At 39.1% G+C, this 19870-nt stretch carries 22 protein-coding genes; 6 read left to right on the top strand and 16 right to left on the bottom strand.

All coding sequences use genetic code 11. The features are described from left to right. Window positions 1–120: 120 nt before the first annotated feature. Entirely contained in the window at window positions 121–231 is a 111-nt protein-coding gene (locus ABEG20_RS22060) for a hypothetical protein (protein WP_025145553.1), read from the bottom strand. 214 nt (window positions 232–445) lie between these two features. Here ABEG20_RS22060 and ABEG20_RS22055 point away from each other — a divergent pair, with 214 nt between their 5' ends. Both ABEG20_RS22055 and ABEG20_RS22050 read left to right on the top strand, forming a co-directional pair. Beyond that, window positions 446–904: a DoxX family protein gene (locus ABEG20_RS22055; protein WP_406825359.1), complete on the top strand. Its 459-nt coding sequence runs from the start codon at window positions 446–448 to the stop codon at window positions 902–904. A gap of 45 nt (window positions 905–949) precedes the next feature. Continuing rightward, complete coding sequence (locus tag ABEG20_RS22050) at window positions 950–2653, top strand: M28 family peptidase (RefSeq protein WP_406825358.1); 1704 nt, start codon at window positions 950–952, stop codon at window positions 2651–2653. Window positions 2654–2845: 192 nt separating this feature from the next. Here the strand turns inward: ABEG20_RS22050 and rhuM are convergent, their stop codons facing one another. Continuing rightward, entirely contained in the window at window positions 2846–3250 is a 405-nt protein-coding gene (gene rhuM, locus ABEG20_RS22045; protein WP_406825357.1) for a RhuM family protein, read from the bottom strand. A gap of 137 nt (window positions 3251–3387) precedes the next feature. Here rhuM and crtD point away from each other — a divergent pair, with 137 nt between their 5' ends. Continuing rightward, window positions 3388–4875: a 1-hydroxycarotenoid 3,4-desaturase CrtD gene (gene crtD / locus ABEG20_RS22040; RefSeq protein WP_406825356.1), complete on the top strand. Its 1488-nt coding sequence runs from the start codon at window positions 3388–3390 to the stop codon at window positions 4873–4875. A gap of 93 nt (window positions 4876–4968) precedes the next feature. Here crtD and ABEG20_RS22035 read toward each other — a convergent pair whose 3' ends face one another. From ABEG20_RS22035 to ABEG20_RS22015, 5 genes are read right to left on the bottom strand one after another with little or no spacing between them, the layout of a single operon-like run. Then, entirely contained in the window at window positions 4969–5472 is a 504-nt protein-coding gene (locus tag ABEG20_RS22035; protein WP_406825355.1) for a shikimate kinase, read from the bottom strand. Between the two features lie 20 nt (window positions 5473–5492). Further along, the gene (locus ABEG20_RS22030) at window positions 5493–5939 is read right to left on the bottom strand and encodes a DinB family protein (protein WP_406825354.1); all 447 of its coding nucleotides are present in this window, start codon (window positions 5937–5939) and stop codon (window positions 5493–5495) included. A gap of 5 nt (window positions 5940–5944) precedes the next feature. Next, complete coding sequence (locus ABEG20_RS22025; protein ID WP_406825353.1) at window positions 5945–7000, bottom strand: ABC transporter permease; 1056 nt, start codon at window positions 6998–7000, stop codon at window positions 5945–5947. Window positions 7001–7002: 2 nt separating this feature from the next. Further along, entirely contained in the window at window positions 7003–8154 is a 1152-nt protein-coding gene (locus ABEG20_RS22020; RefSeq protein ID WP_406825352.1) for a BT_3928 family protein, read from the bottom strand. A 32-nt stretch (window positions 8155–8186) separates the two neighbouring features. After that, window positions 8187–8732, bottom strand: coding sequence for a DUF1599 domain-containing protein (locus ABEG20_RS22015; protein ID WP_406825351.1), 546 nt, complete (start codon window positions 8730–8732; stop codon window positions 8187–8189). Window positions 8733–8831: 99 nt separating this feature from the next. Here ABEG20_RS22015 and folP point away from each other — a divergent pair, with 99 nt between their 5' ends. Both folP and cdaA read left to right on the top strand, forming a co-directional pair. Beyond that, the gene (gene folP / locus ABEG20_RS22010) at window positions 8832–9683 is read left to right on the top strand and encodes a dihydropteroate synthase (protein ID WP_406825350.1); all 852 of its coding nucleotides are present in this window, start codon (window positions 8832–8834) and stop codon (window positions 9681–9683) included. Between the two features lie 98 nt (window positions 9684–9781). Further along, complete coding sequence (cdaA, locus tag ABEG20_RS22005) at window positions 9782–10573, top strand: diadenylate cyclase CdaA (RefSeq protein WP_406825349.1); 792 nt, start codon at window positions 9782–9784, stop codon at window positions 10571–10573. 154 nt (window positions 10574–10727) lie between these two features. Here cdaA and ABEG20_RS22000 read toward each other — a convergent pair whose 3' ends face one another. The 8 genes from ABEG20_RS22000 to recJ all read right to left on the bottom strand — a co-directional run bounded on the left by ABEG20_RS22000 (window position 10728) and on the right by recJ (window position 17326). Next, on the bottom strand, window positions 10728–11138 hold the full coding sequence (locus tag ABEG20_RS22000) for a BrxA/BrxB family bacilliredoxin (RefSeq protein WP_025145566.1): 411 nt from the start codon (window positions 11136–11138) through the stop codon (window positions 10728–10730). 97 nt (window positions 11139–11235) lie between these two features. Next, a complete protein-coding gene (locus ABEG20_RS21995) occupies window positions 11236–11715 on the bottom strand; it encodes a CCC motif membrane protein (protein ID WP_406825348.1) in 480 nt (159 codons plus the stop codon). 8 nt (window positions 11716–11723) lie between these two features. Continuing rightward, window positions 11724–12044: a DUF2752 domain-containing protein gene (locus tag ABEG20_RS21990; RefSeq protein ID WP_406825347.1), complete on the bottom strand. Its 321-nt coding sequence runs from the start codon at window positions 12042–12044 to the stop codon at window positions 11724–11726. Beyond that, window positions 12028–12456 (bottom strand): YkvA family protein, encoded by a 429-nt coding sequence (locus ABEG20_RS21985; RefSeq protein ID WP_406825346.1) that lies wholly within the window; start codon window positions 12454–12456, stop codon window positions 12028–12030. The genes ABEG20_RS21990 and ABEG20_RS21985 overlap by 17 nt, the downstream gene beginning before the upstream one ends. 79 nt (window positions 12457–12535) lie before the next feature. Beyond that, a complete protein-coding gene (locus ABEG20_RS21980) occupies window positions 12536–12943 on the bottom strand; it encodes a hypothetical protein (RefSeq protein ID WP_406825345.1) in 408 nt (135 codons plus the stop codon). 167 nt (window positions 12944–13110) lie between these two features. Beyond that, entirely contained in the window at window positions 13111–14628 is a 1518-nt protein-coding gene (locus ABEG20_RS21975; protein WP_406825344.1) for a GH3 auxin-responsive promoter family protein, read from the bottom strand. Between the two features lie 167 nt (window positions 14629–14795). Continuing rightward, window positions 14796–15536: an LPS export ABC transporter ATP-binding protein gene (gene lptB / locus ABEG20_RS21970; protein WP_057931148.1), complete on the bottom strand. Its 741-nt coding sequence runs from the start codon at window positions 15534–15536 to the stop codon at window positions 14796–14798. A gap of 89 nt (window positions 15537–15625) precedes the next feature. Further along, window positions 15626–17326 (bottom strand): single-stranded-DNA-specific exonuclease RecJ, encoded by a 1701-nt coding sequence (gene recJ, locus ABEG20_RS21965; RefSeq protein WP_406825343.1) that lies wholly within the window; start codon window positions 17324–17326, stop codon window positions 15626–15628. A gap of 344 nt (window positions 17327–17670) precedes the next feature. Between recJ and ABEG20_RS21960 the strand changes: the two genes are divergently transcribed. Then, window positions 17671–18438, top strand: a complete 768-nt coding sequence (locus ABEG20_RS21960; protein WP_406825342.1) for an MBL fold metallo-hydrolase — start codon at window positions 17671–17673, stop codon at window positions 18436–18438. A gap of 704 nt (window positions 18439–19142) precedes the next feature. Here ABEG20_RS21960 and ABEG20_RS21955 read toward each other — a convergent pair. After that, entirely contained in the window at window positions 19143–19727 is a 585-nt protein-coding gene (locus ABEG20_RS21955) for a YceI family protein (RefSeq protein WP_406825341.1), read from the bottom strand. Window positions 19728–19870 lie beyond the last annotated feature (143 nt).

Genomic DNA, 19870 nt, shown 5'->3' with positions numbered 1-19870 from the left:
AGAGGTTAAAGGTAGAAGGCAGAAAGGTGGAGGGTTTAAAACCCGGTTAATCAAGAAAGATTGGGCAATATTATCTTGTTCGAACGAGGATTGTTCGTTAAGAAAAATTAGATTTCAAAATTATTTCCCAAAAAATTTAAATGCAGCGCCCCAAAAGCCGTCCAGCCAGTTAAATTTTAGGTCGAATTTTTCATCTACTTGTACAGAAAACTCTAATATTTCTTTGCTCATGATAAAAAACCTATCTATTTAAGCAATAATACAAAATTTATACCGAAAACCAAAGTGGTACAAATTAATTTTATGTTAATTTTATGTCGGAAAGATAAATGGATTGCTTTCTTTTAAGATAAACTATATTTCGACTGATTTTCAAATACTTATTTGATAAATAAATATAAATTCTTAACTTAATATATCATTTACATAAAAATGGAGGTTCATAATGAACGTTATCCGTAAAATTGAACATTGGGGAGATGTTCATCACTCAAAATGGCTAGACTATCTACGCATTATCCTTGGCCTGATTATTTTTGGAAAAGGTGTTTCTTTCGTTAGCGACACATCTGTACTCCAGAATATGATCATACAAAACAATGTATTTGGTTTTTCAGGCGTACTGATCAGTATAGCCATTCACGTTGTTGCCTTTGCACATTTGGTTGGTGGTATTTTGATCACGCTAGGCCTGGTAACCCGCTTTGCCGTCGTCATCCAGATCCCGATCTTACTGTTTGCCGTGTTTTTCATTAACCTTACCCCGGGTTTCTCTACACCAAATTCGGAACTTTGGTTTTCGGTACTGGTATTGTTCCTGCTCATTATGTTTTGGGTAGTTGGCTCCGGTCCGTTATCGGTTGATGAAGCGCTAAAACGTAAAACAGGCAGGCGTTACGTCTAAACAACATTAAATATTGTTAGTATCTTTCGCTTTTATAGATTAATCATGAAAACGAAGATACTATTCCTACTGCTTTTTGCGGGATTGTCAGGTTACGCTCAAACTTCTACCGGCGGTTATTTCAAATTAACGCGGGCTGGTTTTAAGGAAAAAAATGCATACGAAACTACTGCTTTTGTAGAAAAATATTTCCGTGTACCCGGCAACACGGGTTTTAATGCAAGCATTCATTACGTAGAAAACATCCTTAAAAAAGCTGGTTTTGTAGAACAGAAGCAAAATGAGACCGAAGCACCTTTAACGTACCGCATCGAAAAAAGGGCGATGAAAAATAACACCTGGGAGCCTGTTGATGCCAATATTGATCTTCTGGGTGAAACACAACCGCTTATTTCTTATAAAACTAACCGCAACATGATTCCCATCAACTGCGGCTCAACTCCCGCTGATGGCGTTACGGCAACTGTGGTCTACCTTGAAAAGATAGTTCCGGCAGAAATAGAAAAGATGGATTTAAAAGGAAAAATCCTGTTTTCGGAAAATAACCCATCAAGTTTGCTGCCAATTGTAAGCAAAGCCGGAGCTGTTGGCGTTTTAGGTTATTCGATGCCAAAGTATACCCAACCTGAAATTCATCAAACCTCTATTCAGTTTGGCAGTATGAAAGCCAATAGCGAAGTATGGACATTGCTTCTTTCCTATGCAGCGAAAGAAAAATTAAAAGCCGCCTGCCTAAAAGGTGATGCCAAATTGAAAGTGAATATTCAGACCAAAATATATCCTTCAGAAGAATTAACCATAGTGGCAAATGTTAAAGGAAGTACAAATCCTACTGAACGTTTTGTGTTTAGTGCGCATGTTCAGGAACCTGGTGCAAACGATAATGCCAGTGGCGTTGGCACATTAGCAGAAATGGCGAGACTAACCGCTGAATTGTACCAGGCAAAAAAGATCAATCCGAAGCGAACCCTGACTTTTTTATGGGGTGATGAAATTGTATCGACCAGAAGATATATTAGGGAAGATACGACGAGGGCTAAAGGCATTATGTGGGGAATGAGTTTGGATATGGTTGGCGAAGACACTAAAAAAACCGGAGGTTCTTTTCTGATTGAAAAGATGCCCGATCCATCTGCCATCTGGACAAGAGGAACAGATAAACACACGGAATGGGGCGCCGGCGATGTTAGTGAGAAAGATCTTTTCCCACACTATTTTAACGATTTCATTTTCGACATCTGTAAAGCACAGGGAAAATTTGCCAATTGGACGGTTAATTACAATCCTTTTGAAGGGGGCAGCGATCACACTCCATTTTTACAACATAAAATCCCAGGTTTACTGATGTGGCACTTTACCGATGTATTTTACCATACGGATAATGATCGGATCGACAAAGTTTCGCCAACAGAAATGAAAAACGTTGGCATAAGTGGCTTAACGGCAGCTTACACGCTGATTTCGGCAGATGAAAATACCGCCATAGCTACTGTTTCACAAGTTAAAGCAGATGCTTTGATTCGCTTAAAAACCGAATTTGAGCTCAGCAAAAAAGCAATTGCGAATGGAAAATCGGCAGACGATGAGCAGCACATCATAGCGGTTTGGAGCAAATGGTACATTGATGCACTGGCAACGATCAATAGAATGCCCGTAAAAGCGGAAACGACGAGAGTAGGTTCGGCCATTAAGTTGGCCACCAATGAGATTGAAAAGCAGACACAAGCGTATTTAGCGGAGTTGAGGTAGAAACTATAGACCTTTAAAATATCTCCGGCATATCAGTTTACCTCCGCTACTCTAAACTGTACCGCAGCAGCAAGCTATGCAGTAAAATGAGCCTTAAGCAAACTCACAGAAGGTTAATTTATTTTAGTACCTATCCTAACAGGAAAGATGCTGAAACAAGTTCAGCATGACGATATGCCAAAAAAAAGAGGCCTAGGTACTCAACATTACAATATTTATCACCGGGATAAAGTTCCTTTTCATTAAGCAATGACTGCTTTGAACAGCACTAACCAACTTAATGGCCTGCTTTAACTCTGTGAGCTGCCTGGCTTGCTCTCGTAATTTTTTATGATTTATGACATATCCATTCATTAAATAATCTTTTAAAATCTGGTTGGCCCAAATGCGGAATTTAGTACCCTCAACCGATTTTACCCGATAGCCTGCTGAAATAACTACATCAAGTGAATAGTAGAATGTATTATAACGTTTACCATCCAAAGCAGTTGTCAAGGATTCCTTGACGACTGAATCTTTTACGAGTTCATTTTCACTAAATATATTCTTAATGTGGAGACTTATATTCTGTTTAGTTTTATTAAAAAGCTGCTGCATCTGCTGCTGAGTAAGCCAAACAGCATCATTACCGAAAACTACCTCTATAACCGGCAGCCCCTCTTCATTTTATAAATTATAATTTCATCCTTAGTCATTGCCTTAAGTTAGTAAAATATTTGTGCTATTTTCGCATTATGCCTAAACCAAAAGCCATAATTATCGGAGCAGGAATTGCAGGAATTGCATCTGCCATTCGCCTCGCTGTTAAAGGTTATCAAGTTGATGTTTTTGAAGCCAACTCAAAAGCCGGAGGTAAACTAGGGGAAATAAAAACGAATGGTTTCAGGTTTGATGCTGGTCCAAGTCTTTTTACCATGCCACAATATGTGGATGAACTTTTTAAACTGGCGGGTAAAAACCCTGAGCAGTATTTTAAATACATTAAATTAAAAGAAGTTTGCCGCTACTTTTACGAAGATGGCCTAAGGTTAAACGCTACGTCCGATCTTGATAAATTTGCCAGGGATATAGAAGAAAAAACCCATTCAACCGCAGCAGAGGTACAGCGATATTTAAAAAAAAGCGAGACAATCTACGCGGTTACACATCGCGTTTTTTTAGAAAGGAGTTTGCATAAGGTTAAAAGTTACCTGCATTGGGATACATTAAAATCGATATTTCGTTTCGGCCAGATTGACGCTTTTAGAACACAGGCCAAGGCGAACCAATCATTTTTTAAAGATGAGCGCATTGCGCAGCTTTTTAACCGCTATGCCACCTACAACGGTTCAGATCCCTATCAGGCTCCGGCTACATTGAATGTAATCCCACATTTCGAATATCATTTCGGTGCTTTTATCCCGAAAGACGGCATGTATGGTATTGTTAATGCTTTAGTGAAATTAGCTGAAGAACTGGGCATCAGGTTTCATTACAACCAAAAAGTGGAAGAAATTTTATACGGGAACTTAGGCAAGCCTAAAATAGAGGGCGTTAAAGTCAACGATAAAACCTACAAAGCAGACCTCGTGGTCTCCAACCTTGATATCTGGTTCACCTATAAAAACTTATTGAAAGGTATAGCTGAACCAAAAAAATTATTAACCCAGGAAAGAAGCAGCTCAGCTTTAATTTTTTACTGGGGCATGGATAGCCAGTACAGCGACTTAGGTCTACATAATATTTTCTTTACTAAAGATTATCAAAAAGAATTTAATGCCATCTGGAAAGACAAAACCATTTGCAACGATCCTACTGTTTACATTAATATCAGCGCTAAACACATCAGAACTGATGCTCCGGCCAATACTGAAAACTGGTTTGTGATGATTAATGTGCCAGCCAATAACGGCCAAAACTGGGATCAGTTGATTAAGGAAGCTAGGACAAACATGATCAAAAAAATCAGCAGGATTTTGAACAGGAATATTGAAAGGGATATAGTTTGCGAACAGATTCTTGATCCAAGAGCCATCGAAAGCAAAACAGGATCCTATCAGGGCGCTTTGTATGGCAATAGCTCCAACAATCAGTTTTCAGCATTTTTAAGGCACTCCAACTTTAGTTCGAAAGTGAAGAATCTTTACTTCTGCGGTGGCAGCGTACATCCGGGCGGCGGAATACCCCTGGCATTGCTGTCGGCCAAGATTATTGATGATGATATCCGTTCAGTGGTTAAATAGTTCATTGGTTCATTAGTCAACAGCTTAATAGTTCATGCCTTATTGCAGTATTGCTAAAAAGCGATTAATCGACTACCGACTGAAGACTCCAGACTAAAGACTTCCCTTAATCGCTTCTTCTAACTTCTCTCCATCGAGGTCAAATGCATCTACAATTACTTTTGCTTTTGTATAAAAAGGATCACGTTCCTGAAGTTTTTCTTTAATGAATACCAGAAGTTGTTCATCATCCAAATCCTTAATCAATGGACGTTTTTGGCGATTATGTAAACGTGAAACCAAAGCAGCAGGCTCCATTTGGAGGTAAACCGTTTCGCCGTGGGCATTCATCCATTCCATATTATCAAAGAAACAAGGTAACCCACCGCCGGTAGCTACTACACAGGTTTCCGGATAGTCGAAGGTTTTAAGCATTTCACTTTCATAATCCCTGAAACCACTTTCTCCAAATTCTGCAAAATATTCGGCAATGCTTTTGCCTGTTTTAGCAACAATTTCAGCATCCAGGTCAATCACCGGACATGCCAAACGGTGAGCCAGTTGTTTTGCTTTGGTGCTTTTGCCGCAGCCCATATATCCAATCAGGAAAATTTTCATGTGTAGTTCTTCTTGCAAACCTATAATAAATGATCGCGTTTTAACATAATGTAATCGGTTACAGGTGGAATAAAGCCAGCCTTTTTGAATAAGGTTGCCACCTGTCCGCGATGATAAGTAGAATGATTAAACAAATGAAATAAAATCTCATCTACACGGTTTTCGAATTGATCGCCTCTCGAATTCGAATATATAATCCGTTGATCCAAAGGATGATTATTCAATGCCACCTTAATCTGTTTAAAATTTTCTAAAGAGAGACTTTCAAATTTTTCTTTTGGGTGAATATCCCAAACGCCATATTTTGGTTTCTGTCCTGAAATGCGATATGCCCAGATATGCTGTGCATTAAGCACATGGCTGAACAAACGTTCTGCATCAGGCAGCTCAACAGTTGCCTGCTTAAATGTTTCGATAACCCGTCTATCGGCAAGTTCAGTATACTTAATTATTTCCTCTTCACTCATCGTACTTAATTTAATTTAACCCTTGGATCAACATAGGCGTATAAAATGTCGACCAGAATATTAATGACTACAAAAACAAAGGCAATAAAAAGAATAGATCCCATGACCACCGGAAAATCAGACATTTCCAACGCAGTTACAGTTGTTCTTCCCAAACCATTATAACCGAAAATGTATTCTACAAAAAAAGATCCGGCCAATAATGATGCAAACCATCCTGAAATAGCGGTGATTATAGGATTCATGGCATTTTTTAAGGCATGTTTATAAATAATCGCATTTCTGCTCAAACCTTTGGCCTTGGCCGTTCTAATGTAGTCCTGTGCTAAAACATCCAGCATGGCGCTACGGGTTAACTGTACAATAATGGCCAATGGCCTTAAACCCAGCGTAATCATGGGCAACCATAAATTTCTTAAAGTCAACACCTCTCCATCAAAAGGATCGTAAGAATATAGACTGCCGCTCATTTTTAAACCCGTATAATTGCTCAGTACAAAACCAAATAGCCAGGCAATGATAATCCCCGCGAAAAAAGATGGTGCTGATATCCCTAGAATAGCAAATGCATTAGCTGTTTTATCAATCCAAGAATCTTTATAAACGGCAGAAAGCACGCCTAAAAAAACACCGATGATTGTAGCAAAAATCATTGCGGTTAGCGCCAGAATAAAAGTATTGGGTACAGTTTCGGAAAGAATGGCGGTAACATCTCGTTTGGTTTGGTAAGAACTACGCAGATATGGCCATTTCAGCGCCAGTACTTTTTGATCAAAAGCTATTAGTTTGGCGTAGTGGTATTTTTGCTGACTGGTACTGTCGTTATCCAGCATACTGATTGGCGATAAATCATTGAGGTATAAAATAAACTGAACCGGCTTCGATCGGTCTAAACCAAATTCTTTACGAACGGCCTCAAGTGACTGCACATCAGCCCGCTGCCCCATCGTCATCCTTGCCGGATCACCGGGCAGAATATTAAACAGCACAAAAACAACCAATATTACACCGCCCATTACCAGCAGTCCATACATTAGTTTTTTTATGGCGTACCCAATCATGTTTATTTATCGAAATATTTTCGGCTGAGTTGGTCGAAAGTAGGTACATTATGGTAATGCCACTTATTGATTACCACCCCGTTTTTCATCAATAAAACACCAGGATTTGCCCTTACCATACTTTTTAGCGGAACGGCATCGGCAAAAAACACTTCTGAAAACAGGTTATTTTTTTTTATAAAGGCCTGCGCATCCTGTGCCGAATTAGAAGTAAGCAATACCGTACGGATATTAAACTGCTGTGTGGCATTTAAGGCCAGTGCATTTAATTTACCAATAGCGGCTTCGTTGGTTGAATGCAGATCGTAAGCCACAAAAATTAAATTATAGTATGGGTTTTCGATCAGTTCCTTTGTATAATCAGTTCCTGAAGCATCTGTAATATTCAGATCTTTGATTTTAGGCTCAAATCCTTTTTTAACCAGCCTTTTTGCCGGTTCACCGATAATTTCCCAATTGTTATCTTTCCAGATCTCTGTTTTAAGATAGGCTTTATCGCTCATGTCTTTTTCCTCTTTCGTTTTCTTGTTTTTGAGGTGATACATGATCTCAAATTCATCAGGCTTTTCTCCCGGAGGGATTACCATTAATGATGGAATATGTGCGCCAACCTTGTAGGGCAGAAAGTCAATAATGGGCAAAACATTGTAAGTATACAACCCAAAACCTAAAGATATTACGGTGACCAAAAGGGCAATATTTCTTTGTGTAGCTTCTTTTTTAAATAATGGGTGGATGAGGTTTTTATTTAAGAAAATTACCATGATCGGCGCTAAAAGGATCAGGTCTTTGGTAAACGACTGCCATGGCGTAAGCGGGATGGCATCGCCGAAACAACCACAACTGGTTACGACTTTAAATGCAGCAGATATAAAGGTTAGCAGGGTAAAAAAGATAATGAGCAGCAATAGGCCCCAGGCTACTTTTTTGCTCCAGAAACCCAATAGCAATAAGGCACCGAGAACAATTTCTAAAGTACAAAGTAAAATGGCGATGCCGGTGGCCATCCCACTCAGGAAATTCAGGTGAAAAACTTCGAAATACTCCTGTAGTTTATAACCAAACCCAAGCGGATCGTTTGCTTTGATTAATCCTGAAAAGATGAATAATGCCCCGACAAAAATTCTGGAGAATCTTAAAAGTATATTTCGCATCTAAGTGTCTATTTTAAAGGCCATTTCTCTATTTATTTAACACCGAGTTTGATCAGCGCAAAAACCGAATAGTTCAACATATCCTGATAATTTGCATTAACGCCTTCTGAAGCCAGCGTTTGTCCCTCGTTATCTTCTATCTGTTTAACCCTAAAAATTTTCATCAGAATCAGGTCGGTTAACGAGCTGATCCGCATATCGCGCCAGGCCTCTCCATAATCATGGTTTTTGGCAAACATCAAATCTTTTGTTTCTGTTACCTTTTCTGCAAATCTTTTTTCAACTTCATCATAAGGCAATTCGTTCGGGTCGCTTTCAGATAATTCGAGTTGCATCATGGCAATCACGCAATAGTTCACAATGCCGATATATTCGGATATCACCCCCTCTCCCACCTTGCTTACTTTTTTTTCTTCGAGGGTACGGATGCGTTGTGCTTTAATAAAAATCTGATCAGTTATCGAACTTGGTCTTAAAATCCGCCATGCAGTACCATAATCTTTAGTTTTTTTTAAAAATAATGATCTGCAAACTGCAATCACTTCATCAAATTCTGTAGAGGTATTTGTTTGTGCCAAAGCCAATAATTATTTAGTTTTTAGTGTATTTTTGTGCTGAAAAAACAAAAGCTAAAGATACATTTTTAAAGCGAAACCCAAATCCCGAAAGGGTTTATTATGGCAGAAAAAAACTTTTTTGAGCCCAAACAAAGCTTAAATATAAAAGGCACACTTATTGATTTGAGCGCGCCAAAAGTGATGGGAATCTTAAATATCACACCCGATTCTTTTTATAGCAACAGCCGTACAAAAACGATAGATGAAGCCTTAACCAAAGCCGCCCAGTTTTTAAATGAAGGGGCTACATTTATTGATGTTGGCGGTTATTCATCAAGGCCAGGTGCTCAGGATATTTCCACCAGTGAAGAAACAGACCGTTTGGTGCCTGTGGTAGAAAGCTTGGTAAAAGCATTTCCTGAAGCGGTTATTTCTATCGATACCTTCAGAGCAAAGGTTGCCTGCGAAACCATTAAAGCTGGTGCACATATCATTAACGACATTTCTGCCGGAGATATGGATGAACAAATGTTCGAAACAGTAGCCAAGCTGCAGGTGCCCTACATGATGATGCACATGCAAGGTACGCCTCAAAACATGCAGCAAAATCCGGTTTATAAAAATGTATTGCTGGAGGTGATTGATTATCTAGCTAAAAAAGTTACCGCACTTAAGGCCCTGCACGTTCATGATGTGATTATTGATCCCGGTTTTGGCTTTGGAAAAACCATTGAACATAATTACGAACTGCTAAGACAAATGGAAGCTTTTAAAATTTTCAAACTTCCTATCTTGGTGGGTTTCTCACGTAAGGGAATGATTTATAAAACACTTGGCACCACAGCAGCAGAGGCCCTAAACGGAACCTCCGTACTCAACACCATTGCATTACAAAAAGGTGCTGGCATTTTAAGGGTACATGATGTGAAGGAAGCGGTAGAGTGTGTGCGGTTGGTGGAGAAACTGCGTTAAGCGTTTGGCAATAGGCGTCATAATACTTTTTACACCAATTATGATTAAACAATTAACCAATATTGTAAACTGAAATCCGTTTTGCTATCTTGCCACTAATGAAAGGTTTTGATTTTGACTTCCTTAAAGTATCGCCAACTGATATCGTTGATATTATTTTGGTGGCTTTATTAATTTACTACGTTTATACCCTAATCCGCAATACGCTAGCCGTTAACCTGCTTGTTGGAATGTTTATTATCACCGTTTTTTACTGGATAGTAAAGGCCCTGCATATGGAATTACTAACGGCCATCATAGATAAGTTTATGAGCGTGGGGATTATTGCACTGATTGTAATTTTCCACCCGGAGATCAGGCGCTTTCTTTTGCTGATTGGGAAAAATGCCTTTCTGCAAAAAAATAAAGCCTGGTGGGGTTATTTATTTGGCAGGAAAGAGATTGAAAGGAATAATTTAACCCGTATAAAGCCCATTATCGATGCTTGTAAAAGCATGAAGAAGACGCGTACAGGCGCATTAATTGTATTCGTTAAATTTTACGACGAACAGTTTTTTGCGAATAGCTGTGAACTTGTTGATGCTAAAATATCTAAACGTCTGCTGGAAAGTATCTTCCAGAAAAACAGTCCGCTGCATGATGGGGCCGTGGTTATTTCTGAAAACAAGATTAAAAGTGCCAGCTGTATTTTGCCTTTAACGGATAACGATCAGTTACCCTCGCAATTTGGTTTGAGGCACCGTGCCGGTATCGGTGTTTCGGAAACGACTGATGCTGTTGCTGTAATTATATCTGAAGAAACAGGAGAAATATCTTATGCTAAACAAGGCCGTGTAAGGATGAATGTTTCATTTGGGGAGCTGGAAAAGTTGTTGAATAAGGATTTTTAGTAGACACAGATTAAGATTATTTAAGGTGATAACACTGATTTTAACCAATTGTCGTCATCTCAAAAAATAAAAAGGCGAATGTTTCCATTCACCTTTTCAATATAATTTTAAGAATCACCTATCGGTGTAATCCAATAATCTGTGCAATCAACCGTTAGCAGTATTGTTCAAAAGCACCGATTAGGTTATCAGCGATCATTTGTGCTGGCCTGCCTTCAATCTGGTGGCGTTCAATCATATGTACCAATTTGCCATCTTTAAATAAAGCCATTGCCGGAGATGATGGGGGAAAAGGCATCATATAATTTCTAGCCTGATCTACCGCTTCTTTTTCCATACCTGCAAAAACGGTAACCAGTTTATCAGGATGTTTTTCGTGTGCTGCCGCTGCACGAGCTGCCGGACGTGCGTTTGCTGCTGCACAACCACAAACTGAATTTACAACCACCAATACAGTCCCTTCGCCTTTAATGGCCTGATCTACGTCTGCTGCATTTTTTAACTCTTGAAAACCAACGTTGGTCAATTCCTTACGCATTGGCTCCACTAAATATTCTGGATACATTATCTTAGTTTTTTATTTACAATATCAATGCTACAAAAATAAGAAAATCGAATGGCATGCACCATCCGATTTATATTTTTAAGGTAAAATTAATAATCTATTTCATCCCTTTGATGAAATCATCAAACATCTGAGGATTAGCGATTGCTCCGGCTATAACTAATATAACCATTACGATAAATAGTGCACTTAAAATGGTCGCGATCATTCCACAGATCTTCCCTGCTTTTGCATTTTTATATGATGACTCTGTATATAAACCCGGGTTGAGTTGATATTTTTTCATATCACCTGCACCTAATATCCAGGCAATTACGCCAAATATCAATCCAAATATACCGTAAAAACAACAGGCTGGGATGGCTAAAATGCCCAATACAAGAGAAGCGGTTGCGTTTGGCAAATTTTGTTGACCGAAACCTCCTCCTCCAAACTGACCAAAAGGTGGCGGCTGTTGAAAAGGTGGTGGAGTTACCGGCCCATTACCAAAGGGCTGAAATGGTGCGGGTTCTGGCTGTTGACCTTTAGAAAGATCAATAGGTTTATTTTCCTGAGGGTTTTCCTGTTCTTCTGACATAGATATATTTAGATCAATTGATGAGTGTATATTTTGTAAATGTAATTGATTAAAATAATTACTGCAACTCCTGCAAAAACGATTTTTATCAGCTGTGCACCAAATTTAAAATCAACCTTAAGATGAACAATAGTGAATAACAGGATAAAAATGAGGGGAATTGTTGCAGGGTAAAACTTAAATGATGCAATTAAATCGCCCCGAAATAAAGCCAAAACTGAGCGTTGCAGGCCACATCCGGGACAGTCGATGCCGAAATGGGTTTTAAACGGACAGCTAAAAAGGTGTTCGCCCAACCATGCTAAAAAACTATTATGTGGTTGAGGCATTTATTTCGATTACTTTTCCCTGGGCATCTTTCCAGTCCTTATATTTTTCCAAATCTTTAAGCACCTGCCTGTATACCAGGTTTAAGATGTATATATCATCAATAAAACCCAAAACAGGCACAAAATCTGGAATGACATCAATTGGAGATAAGAAATAAATCAGTCCTCCTAAAATGGCGATGATAGATCTTTTAGGGATTTCGGTGTAATCGCCATTTACATAATCTTTAGATACCGCAAAAAGCAAAACCAATTTTGACCAAATGCCTTCCAGATCACTTTTATTAGTTACGGCTTTCCCCAGAGCATCTTTTATGGTATTGCCAGCTTTAGTTTTATCATTTAAGATGACCGAAGCTTTGCTTTGCGATTTTTTAAAAAAACCAAGTATTTTTTCCCTGTTCAGTTTCATAGTTTAAGCATATTACAAATTAACGGCCAAAAAATCATAATTGTTTTCATGTATCTGATAAAATGCTTGGTGCTTTCACCTACTTTTGATTAAAAAGCAGAAGTAATTTTTTATCGAATGGAATGGCGACCAATTTTGCGTTTACCACGTCGTCTTCGTAAAGTTGCTGTTTCTTCGGATCGAACACGAACCTGGCGATAACAGGCATCCTATCTGTATAACTTTCGTGCAGGTTAAAATTATAGGTTTTTGAATATTCCTGTGATGGATCGGTTTTAGGATTGGGGCTGCTCTCCAGCATAACACCATAAGAGGTACCACCATTTTTAACAACTCTTTCATAAAGTCCTTTGGTCAGCTGTTTACAACGCGGAGAAGTTTCCACAATTTTATAGGCAATCTGTGCTTTGTAGCTTTCTTTTACCTGCGCTTTTGATTGGTATATTGTTGATCCTAAAATAAAAAAAAGAAATAGCATTTTTTTCATGTTTGAGTAGCGTTATTAAATTTAAAAAATGCCAAACCGGTCTTGCAAATTGCCTTAAGCCCCATACAGGCTATCAGTGACCAACTTCAATAGAATAGTCGTCGTCGAAAAGACAATATTTCGATACTATTCCCCTTTTTTATCTATCTGTCCGTTCAACTTAAAATTTAAGAAGATTTCATCATTTCCAAAATATCATCTACATATTTTCGCTCATTGGCTAAACGGGGTACCTTATGTTGCCCACCCAATTTATCCTTCGCTTTTAACCAATTATAGAAAGTATTTGCTGGCACATTATGTACTTTAGGACGGGCCAGCGCCATATCTTTAAACCTTTTGGCATCGTAATCTGAGTTCACCTCGCGCAAGGTTTGGTCCATCACATCCACAAACTTTTCGAAATCATTTGGCTGTTTATCAAATTCGATGATCCACTCGTGCCCCCCTGCTTTTTCTCCTTTAAAGTAAATCGGCCCTGCGGTATAATCTTTTATTTCAGCACCCGTTTGCTGGCAGGCTTTGGTTAAGGCCTGTTCTGCATTGTCAATAATTACTTCTTCACCAAAAGCATTGATAAAATGTTTGGTCCGCCCTGTAATTTTAATGCGGTAAGGAGAAAGTGAGGTAAACTGAATGGTATCGCCGATCATATAGCGCCATAAACCACCGTTTGTAGAAATAACTATTGCGTAATTTTTATGCAGTTCTACCTCACCCAGCAACAGCGCCTTAGGATTTTCGTTTCCGATATCTTCCATCGGCACAAATTCATAGAAGATGCCATAATCCAGCATGAGCAACATTTCTTCCGAGTGATCCTGATCCTGAATACCAAAAAATCCTTCGGATGCATTGTAAGTTTCCAGATAATACATCTCAGCCGATGGTATAAGCTGTTTAAACTGTTCGCGATATGGTGCGAAGTTTACCGCACCGTGTATATATAATTCTAGATTTGGCCAAACCTCCAGTAAATTCTGCTTTCCGGTAAGTTCAAGCACTTTTTTAGCCAGTACGATGGTCCAGGTGGGAACGCCTGAAATGCTGGTTACGTTTTCATTAATGGTGGCTTCTGCCATTCTATCCATCTTGATTTCGTAATTGTCCATCAAAGCGATAGACATGTCGGGCGTGCGGTAATATTCTGCCCATATAGGCAGATTTTTGATCAGCACAGCCGATAAATCACCATAAAAACAATCTTCGTTTAATTGATTAACCTGGTGGCTGCCTCCCAAAACCAACCCTTTACCGGTAAACATCTGGTTATCAGGCCGGTTATTACAATAAATGGAAAGCATGTCTTTACCACCTTTAAAATGGCATTCTTCCAAAGATTCCTGAGAAACCGGGATAAATTTACTTCTATCGCTGGTGGTACCCGATGATTTTGCGAACCATTTAATATCGGATGGCCAAAGAATGTTCTGTTCGCCATTAAGCATGCGCTCAATGTAAGGTTTTAAGGTATCGTAGTTCTGGATCGGAACTCGCTCCTGGTATTGTTGCGGGGTTAGTATTGATTTATAATCGTACAGTTTGCCCCATTCCGTATTTTCAGCACTGTCAATCAAACTGTGGAACCACTCTTCCTGAACATCGTGCGGATATTTCATAAAAAGCTCGATCTGGTGAATCCGCTTTTTCATTAACCAGGTAAAAATTGAATTTACAATTGCCATTTTTAAATGCTAAAATTAACGGGCACGAAGCTGCCACAGATTTGCACACCTGCCCCTTGGTTAAATGGGGATACACGGAGATTTTTATACACAGTAAGCTTTATAGTTTTTGGTTTAACGTTGCGATTATGCAACATGTTAATTTAAATTTTGTTTGCTGAATCTTATTAAACATCAAATTTCTTACGTTTCAATACAAAATTCGATCCCAAATATACTTTTCTCACCATTTCATTTTCAGCAAGCACTTCAGGAACGCCCTGCTCCAGGATTTTCCCCTCAAAAAGCAAATAAGCCCTATCGGTAATGGACAGTGTTTCCTGCACGTTATGATCGGTAATTAAGATCCCTATATTTTTATGTTTTAATTTAGCTACAATGCTTTGGATTTCCTCTACCGCAATGGGGTCTACCCCGGCAAATGGCTCATCCAATAAAATAAAATTAGGATTAGCGGCCAAAGCGCGTGCAATTTCAGTACGGCGGCGCTCACCTCCTGACAATAGATCGCCACGGTTTTTACGTACTTTGTGCAAGCTAAATTCGTTAATCAGTTCTTCAAGTTTATCGCGTTGCTCTTCCTTTGTCAATTTGCTCATTTCCAAAATGGCCAGGATATTATCTTCTACGGTAAGTTTTCTAAAAACAGATGCTTCCTGGGCTAAATAACCAATTCCTTTTTGCGCCCTGCGGTACATCGGATCTTCTGTAATATCTTCTTCCTCTAAAAAGATGCGCCCTTCATTTGGTTTGATCAAACCTACGATCATGTAAAAAGAAGTTGTTTTTCCCGCCCCATTAGGCCCTAAAAGCCCAACAATTTCTCCCTGACTTACGTTAAAGGAAACGTTGTTTACAACGGTACGTTGCTTATATTTTTTAACGAGATTTTCGGCTCTTAATATCATATATCTATGGATCCGTCATCCTGAATTTATTTCAGGATCTTCTAAAATAGATGCTGAACCAAGTTCAGCATGACGGTTTATTTTTATTACTATTTAACTTTTATTCCTTTAATATTTAACTGCAAGCGTTTCTTATCACGCCATACGTTCTCTTCTAACGTATAACAAACGGAAAACGGCACCCTGGGTTGTAAAAGATTTTGAAATTCTGCCAATCCGAAGGCAATGCCCTCAAAAATAGGCGAATTTTGTTGTTTTATGTTTATTTTTAAATGATTTTGACCAACAGCCATGGTATGCTGTGCCAGATACACGTTATGGGTAACAAATATCGGCGCCATATTTTCTGGCCCAAATGGGCCCATCTGTGATAAAACCCGGAAGAATTTACCGTCAATCTGCGCCAGTTCAATTTCAGCGTCAATCCTGATCATGGGTGTAAGCAATTCATCCGTAATACTAGCCGATACAATTTCTTCAAATTTATCCGCAAAGGCATCTATATTATGTTGCTGCATGGTTAAACCTGCTGCAAATTTATGCCCGCCATACTGATCCAATAAATGGGCGCAGCCGCTTAAAGCCTCATATAAATCAAAGCCCACTACTGAGCGACAGGAACCGGCTATATGTCCGTTAGACTTAGTGAGTACAATGGTAGGCCGGTAATATTTCTCTGTTAAACGTGAAGCTACAATGCCAATTACCCCCTTATGCCAGTTTTCGTTAAACACCACGGTGGTTTTCCTGTTGATGAGGATTTCACTTTCGCCGATCAGCGCCAAAGCTTCGCGGGTAATATCCTGATCGTAGGTTTTACGCTCCGTATTTTTAAGGTTGATGAGTTCGCTCTGCTCCAATGCGTTACCATCTACCTGGCAAAGCAGCATAGCAACGGCATGTTTGGCATGGTCTATTCTGCCAGCCGCATTAATCCGCGGACCTAACGTAAAAACCACATCGGTAATGGTATAATTTTCGGTTTTGCCCGATACCTCCATCAAAGCCCGTAAACCTTCGCAGGGATTGGAGTTCAATTTTTTCAGTCCATAGTAAGCTAAAATTCGGTTCTCGCCTACTACAGGCACGATATCCGCAGCAATACTGACCATCACCAGATCTAAATATTGCAGGTAGCTTTCTTTAGGAAGCTGATGTTTTTGTGCATAAGCCTGCGCCAGTTTAAAACCAATCCCGCAGCCGGCCAATTCTTTAAAAGGATATGCACAGTCGGAGCGTTTAGGATCCAGAACCGCTATGGCCTGTGGAAGTTCATCTCCGGGTAAATGGTGATCGCAGATAATGAAATCGATCCCCAGTTGATTTGCATAATCAATTTTATCGGTCGATTTTATCCCACAATCTAACGCAATAATTAGGGAGAATCCATTTTCATTGGCATAATCAATCCCGGCAGTTGAAATGCCATAACCTTCCAGATAACGGTCTGGGATGTAATATTCTATATTTTTAGTGAGCTGAGAAAAGAAACTGAAGGCGAGTGCAACCGAAGTGGTACCATCCACATCGTAATCGCCATAAATCAATATCTTTTCGTGGTTGGCCAGTGCGGTTTCGATACGGGCGATAGCAACATCCATATCCTTCATTAAAAAAGGATCATGAAGATGATCAAGGTCTGGTCTGAAGAAGTCTTTCGCCTGATCAAAATCACAGATATTGCGCTGCACAAGTATTTGTGCCAATGAGCGGTCTATGTTAAGTTCTTCTGCTAATTTTGCTACTGTATCATCATTACAATCTGATGCCAGCACCCATCTTTTTTCCATTTATTCTGTCTCCGAACAGTAAATATACATTTTAATTGGATATGCTGGTGGTAAACTTTAGCTGAATTTGGCACAAGGCATTTAAAAACAAAAAGTTAATTTTTAGTTTGAATTTTCCAAATCGAGTACTTATTGTTTATCATCCGGACCAATTGGCAAGGTAGCCCCTCGCTGTTGCAACACCTTTCTGTAAGTAAGAATAACGAATGAAAAAGATATTTCAGAGATTTAAAACTGAGGTTTAAACCTGATATTTTACAAAAAAAGGAATGATCAGGCTTTTACACAAACAAATACTCATGTTTAGATTGTTACCTTTGTACAAACATTAAAAGATTCATATTTTGCAAGTTCACACGCTATTCGAAGGAACCTACTCTGTTGACGCCTCAAAGAAATTTGTGCCTTTTGACCCCGCTATACACCATTTTAAAGACAGGCCTGCTTCATTATTCATCAATGTTCAGCCTTTTTTGGTAGAGCTGAAAAACGATCTCATACTTTTTGATACGGGTTTAGGCTTTAGTGATGACCACGGCGAACTGATTTTACACAAAAATATCCGCAATGCAGGTTTCGATCCAACTGACGTGACCAAGGTTTTAATGTCGCACTTACATTATGACCATTCTGGTGGGATGATCCACAAACAAGGTAATGACAAGGTGGAACTGAGTTTCCCTGATGCAGAATATGTAATTAACCGGGGCGAATGGGAAACCGCCTTTAGCAGTACTTCCTCGTCTTACCATACCGATATTTTCGATTTTTTGCAGCGTAATGCACAATTGAAGTTTGTGGAGGGAGATGGAGCGCTTGATGAAACCATAGCTTACGAATTTACCGGGGCACACTGTCCGAACCACCAGGTTTTTCTTTTAACAGAAGGAAATCAAAAAGTATTTTTTGGTGGCGATGTATTGCCCGAGCCTGAGGAGCTGGTTAAAAATTTTATCGCTAAATACGACTTTGACGGTCGCAAGGCAATGGAATTACGGAAAGAATTTGGCAAAAGAGCAGCCGATGAGAATTGGGAATGTTTGTTCTACCACGGTAAAAGCGCTGCTACCGGTTTTGTGGATGAAGTTGAAGGTGGGTTTAAGATTAGGTAAATTCACTCGCTTTTTTACCACAAAGGTCACAGAGAAAATGCACAAAGTACACAAAGCCGGGTGCTTATAGCTATAGAGTCTCCGTGCTCTCTGTGTAAAACTCAATGCACGCTGTGGTAAAAACTTAACGCTCTTCGCGGTTAAACAAAAAATAGCATCCTTTTTTTACCACAAAGGCCACAGAGAAAATGCACAAAGTACACAAAGCCGGGTGCTTATAGCTATAGAGTCTCCGTGCTTCTCTGTGTAAAACTCAATGCACGCTGTGGTTAGTCTTAGACTCCGCTCAGACTGACTTCACTTAACCACTCTTCGCGGTTAAACAAAAAATAGCATCCTTTTTTTTACCACAAAGGCGACAGAGAAAGGCACAAAGTTCACAGAGCTGGGTGTAATATTCAAACAATTAAAAACTCTGTGCCCCTCTGTGTAAAACTCAATGCACTCGGTAGTTAAAAACTCTGCGCCCCTTCGTGGTTAAACAAAAAATAGCATCTTTTTTACCACAAAGGTTACAGAGAAAATGCACAAAGCTGGGTGTAATATTGAAACAACTAAAACTCTGTGCTTCTCTGTATAAAACTCGGTGTTGTCTGTGGTTAGTCTTCGACTCCGCTCAGACTGACACCACTTGGCGCTCTTCGCGGTTAAATGAGAAAGCCCCGACAAATGTCGAGGCTTTCCTTTTTCCGAGACCGGAAAAATTATTTTTTAGCTACCAATTTAACAGACAATTCGAAGTTATCATCAATTGCTTTGTCGCCAATGCTATCGAAGAATGATTTTGAACCGTATTTGATGTCATATTTAGTTCTGTCTACAACAATTTTACCAGCTAAAGCTGAAGCTGTACCATCTGCATTAACAGTTACAGTTGCAGGGAAGCTTAATGGTTTAGTGATACCTTTGATGGTTAAATTACCGGTTACTGTTACATTAGCACCTGAACCCGCAACTTTAGTAATGACGAAAGTTGAAGTTGGGAATTTAGTTGTACCAAAGAAATCATCTGCTTTTAAGTGACCTTCTAATTTAGCACTGCCATCAGCATCTTTAATTGAAGTCATATCGATCACAAAAGTACCGCCTGTTACGCTTTTACCGTTAACGGCTAATGTACCTGATTGTAAAGCCACTGTTCCGTTGTGAGAACCGGTTACTTTTTTACCAATCCAGGTAATGGTTGATTTTGCTGCATCTACAGTATAAGTTACTGGTTTAATAGTTGTAAAAGCTGATAAAGAAACAACTGCAACTAATAAAAAAATTGAAGAGATTTTTAATTTCATTTTCTGGTTTTTTAAAATTTGATACAAATATAGATTAACTCCCGATTTACTGTTGTTGACCTATGTTAAGTTTTTCAAAAATAATCGATTTATTTAAAATCATTCTATTGACTTCGACAATCTATTAGAGTTTAATCTATAGA

It is taken from the genome of Pedobacter sp. KACC 23697, assembly GCF_045348445.1.
GTDB lineage: Bacteria > Bacteroidota > Bacteroidia > Sphingobacteriales > Sphingobacteriaceae > Pedobacter.
This window is presented reverse-complemented; position numbering and strand designations above follow the sequence as displayed.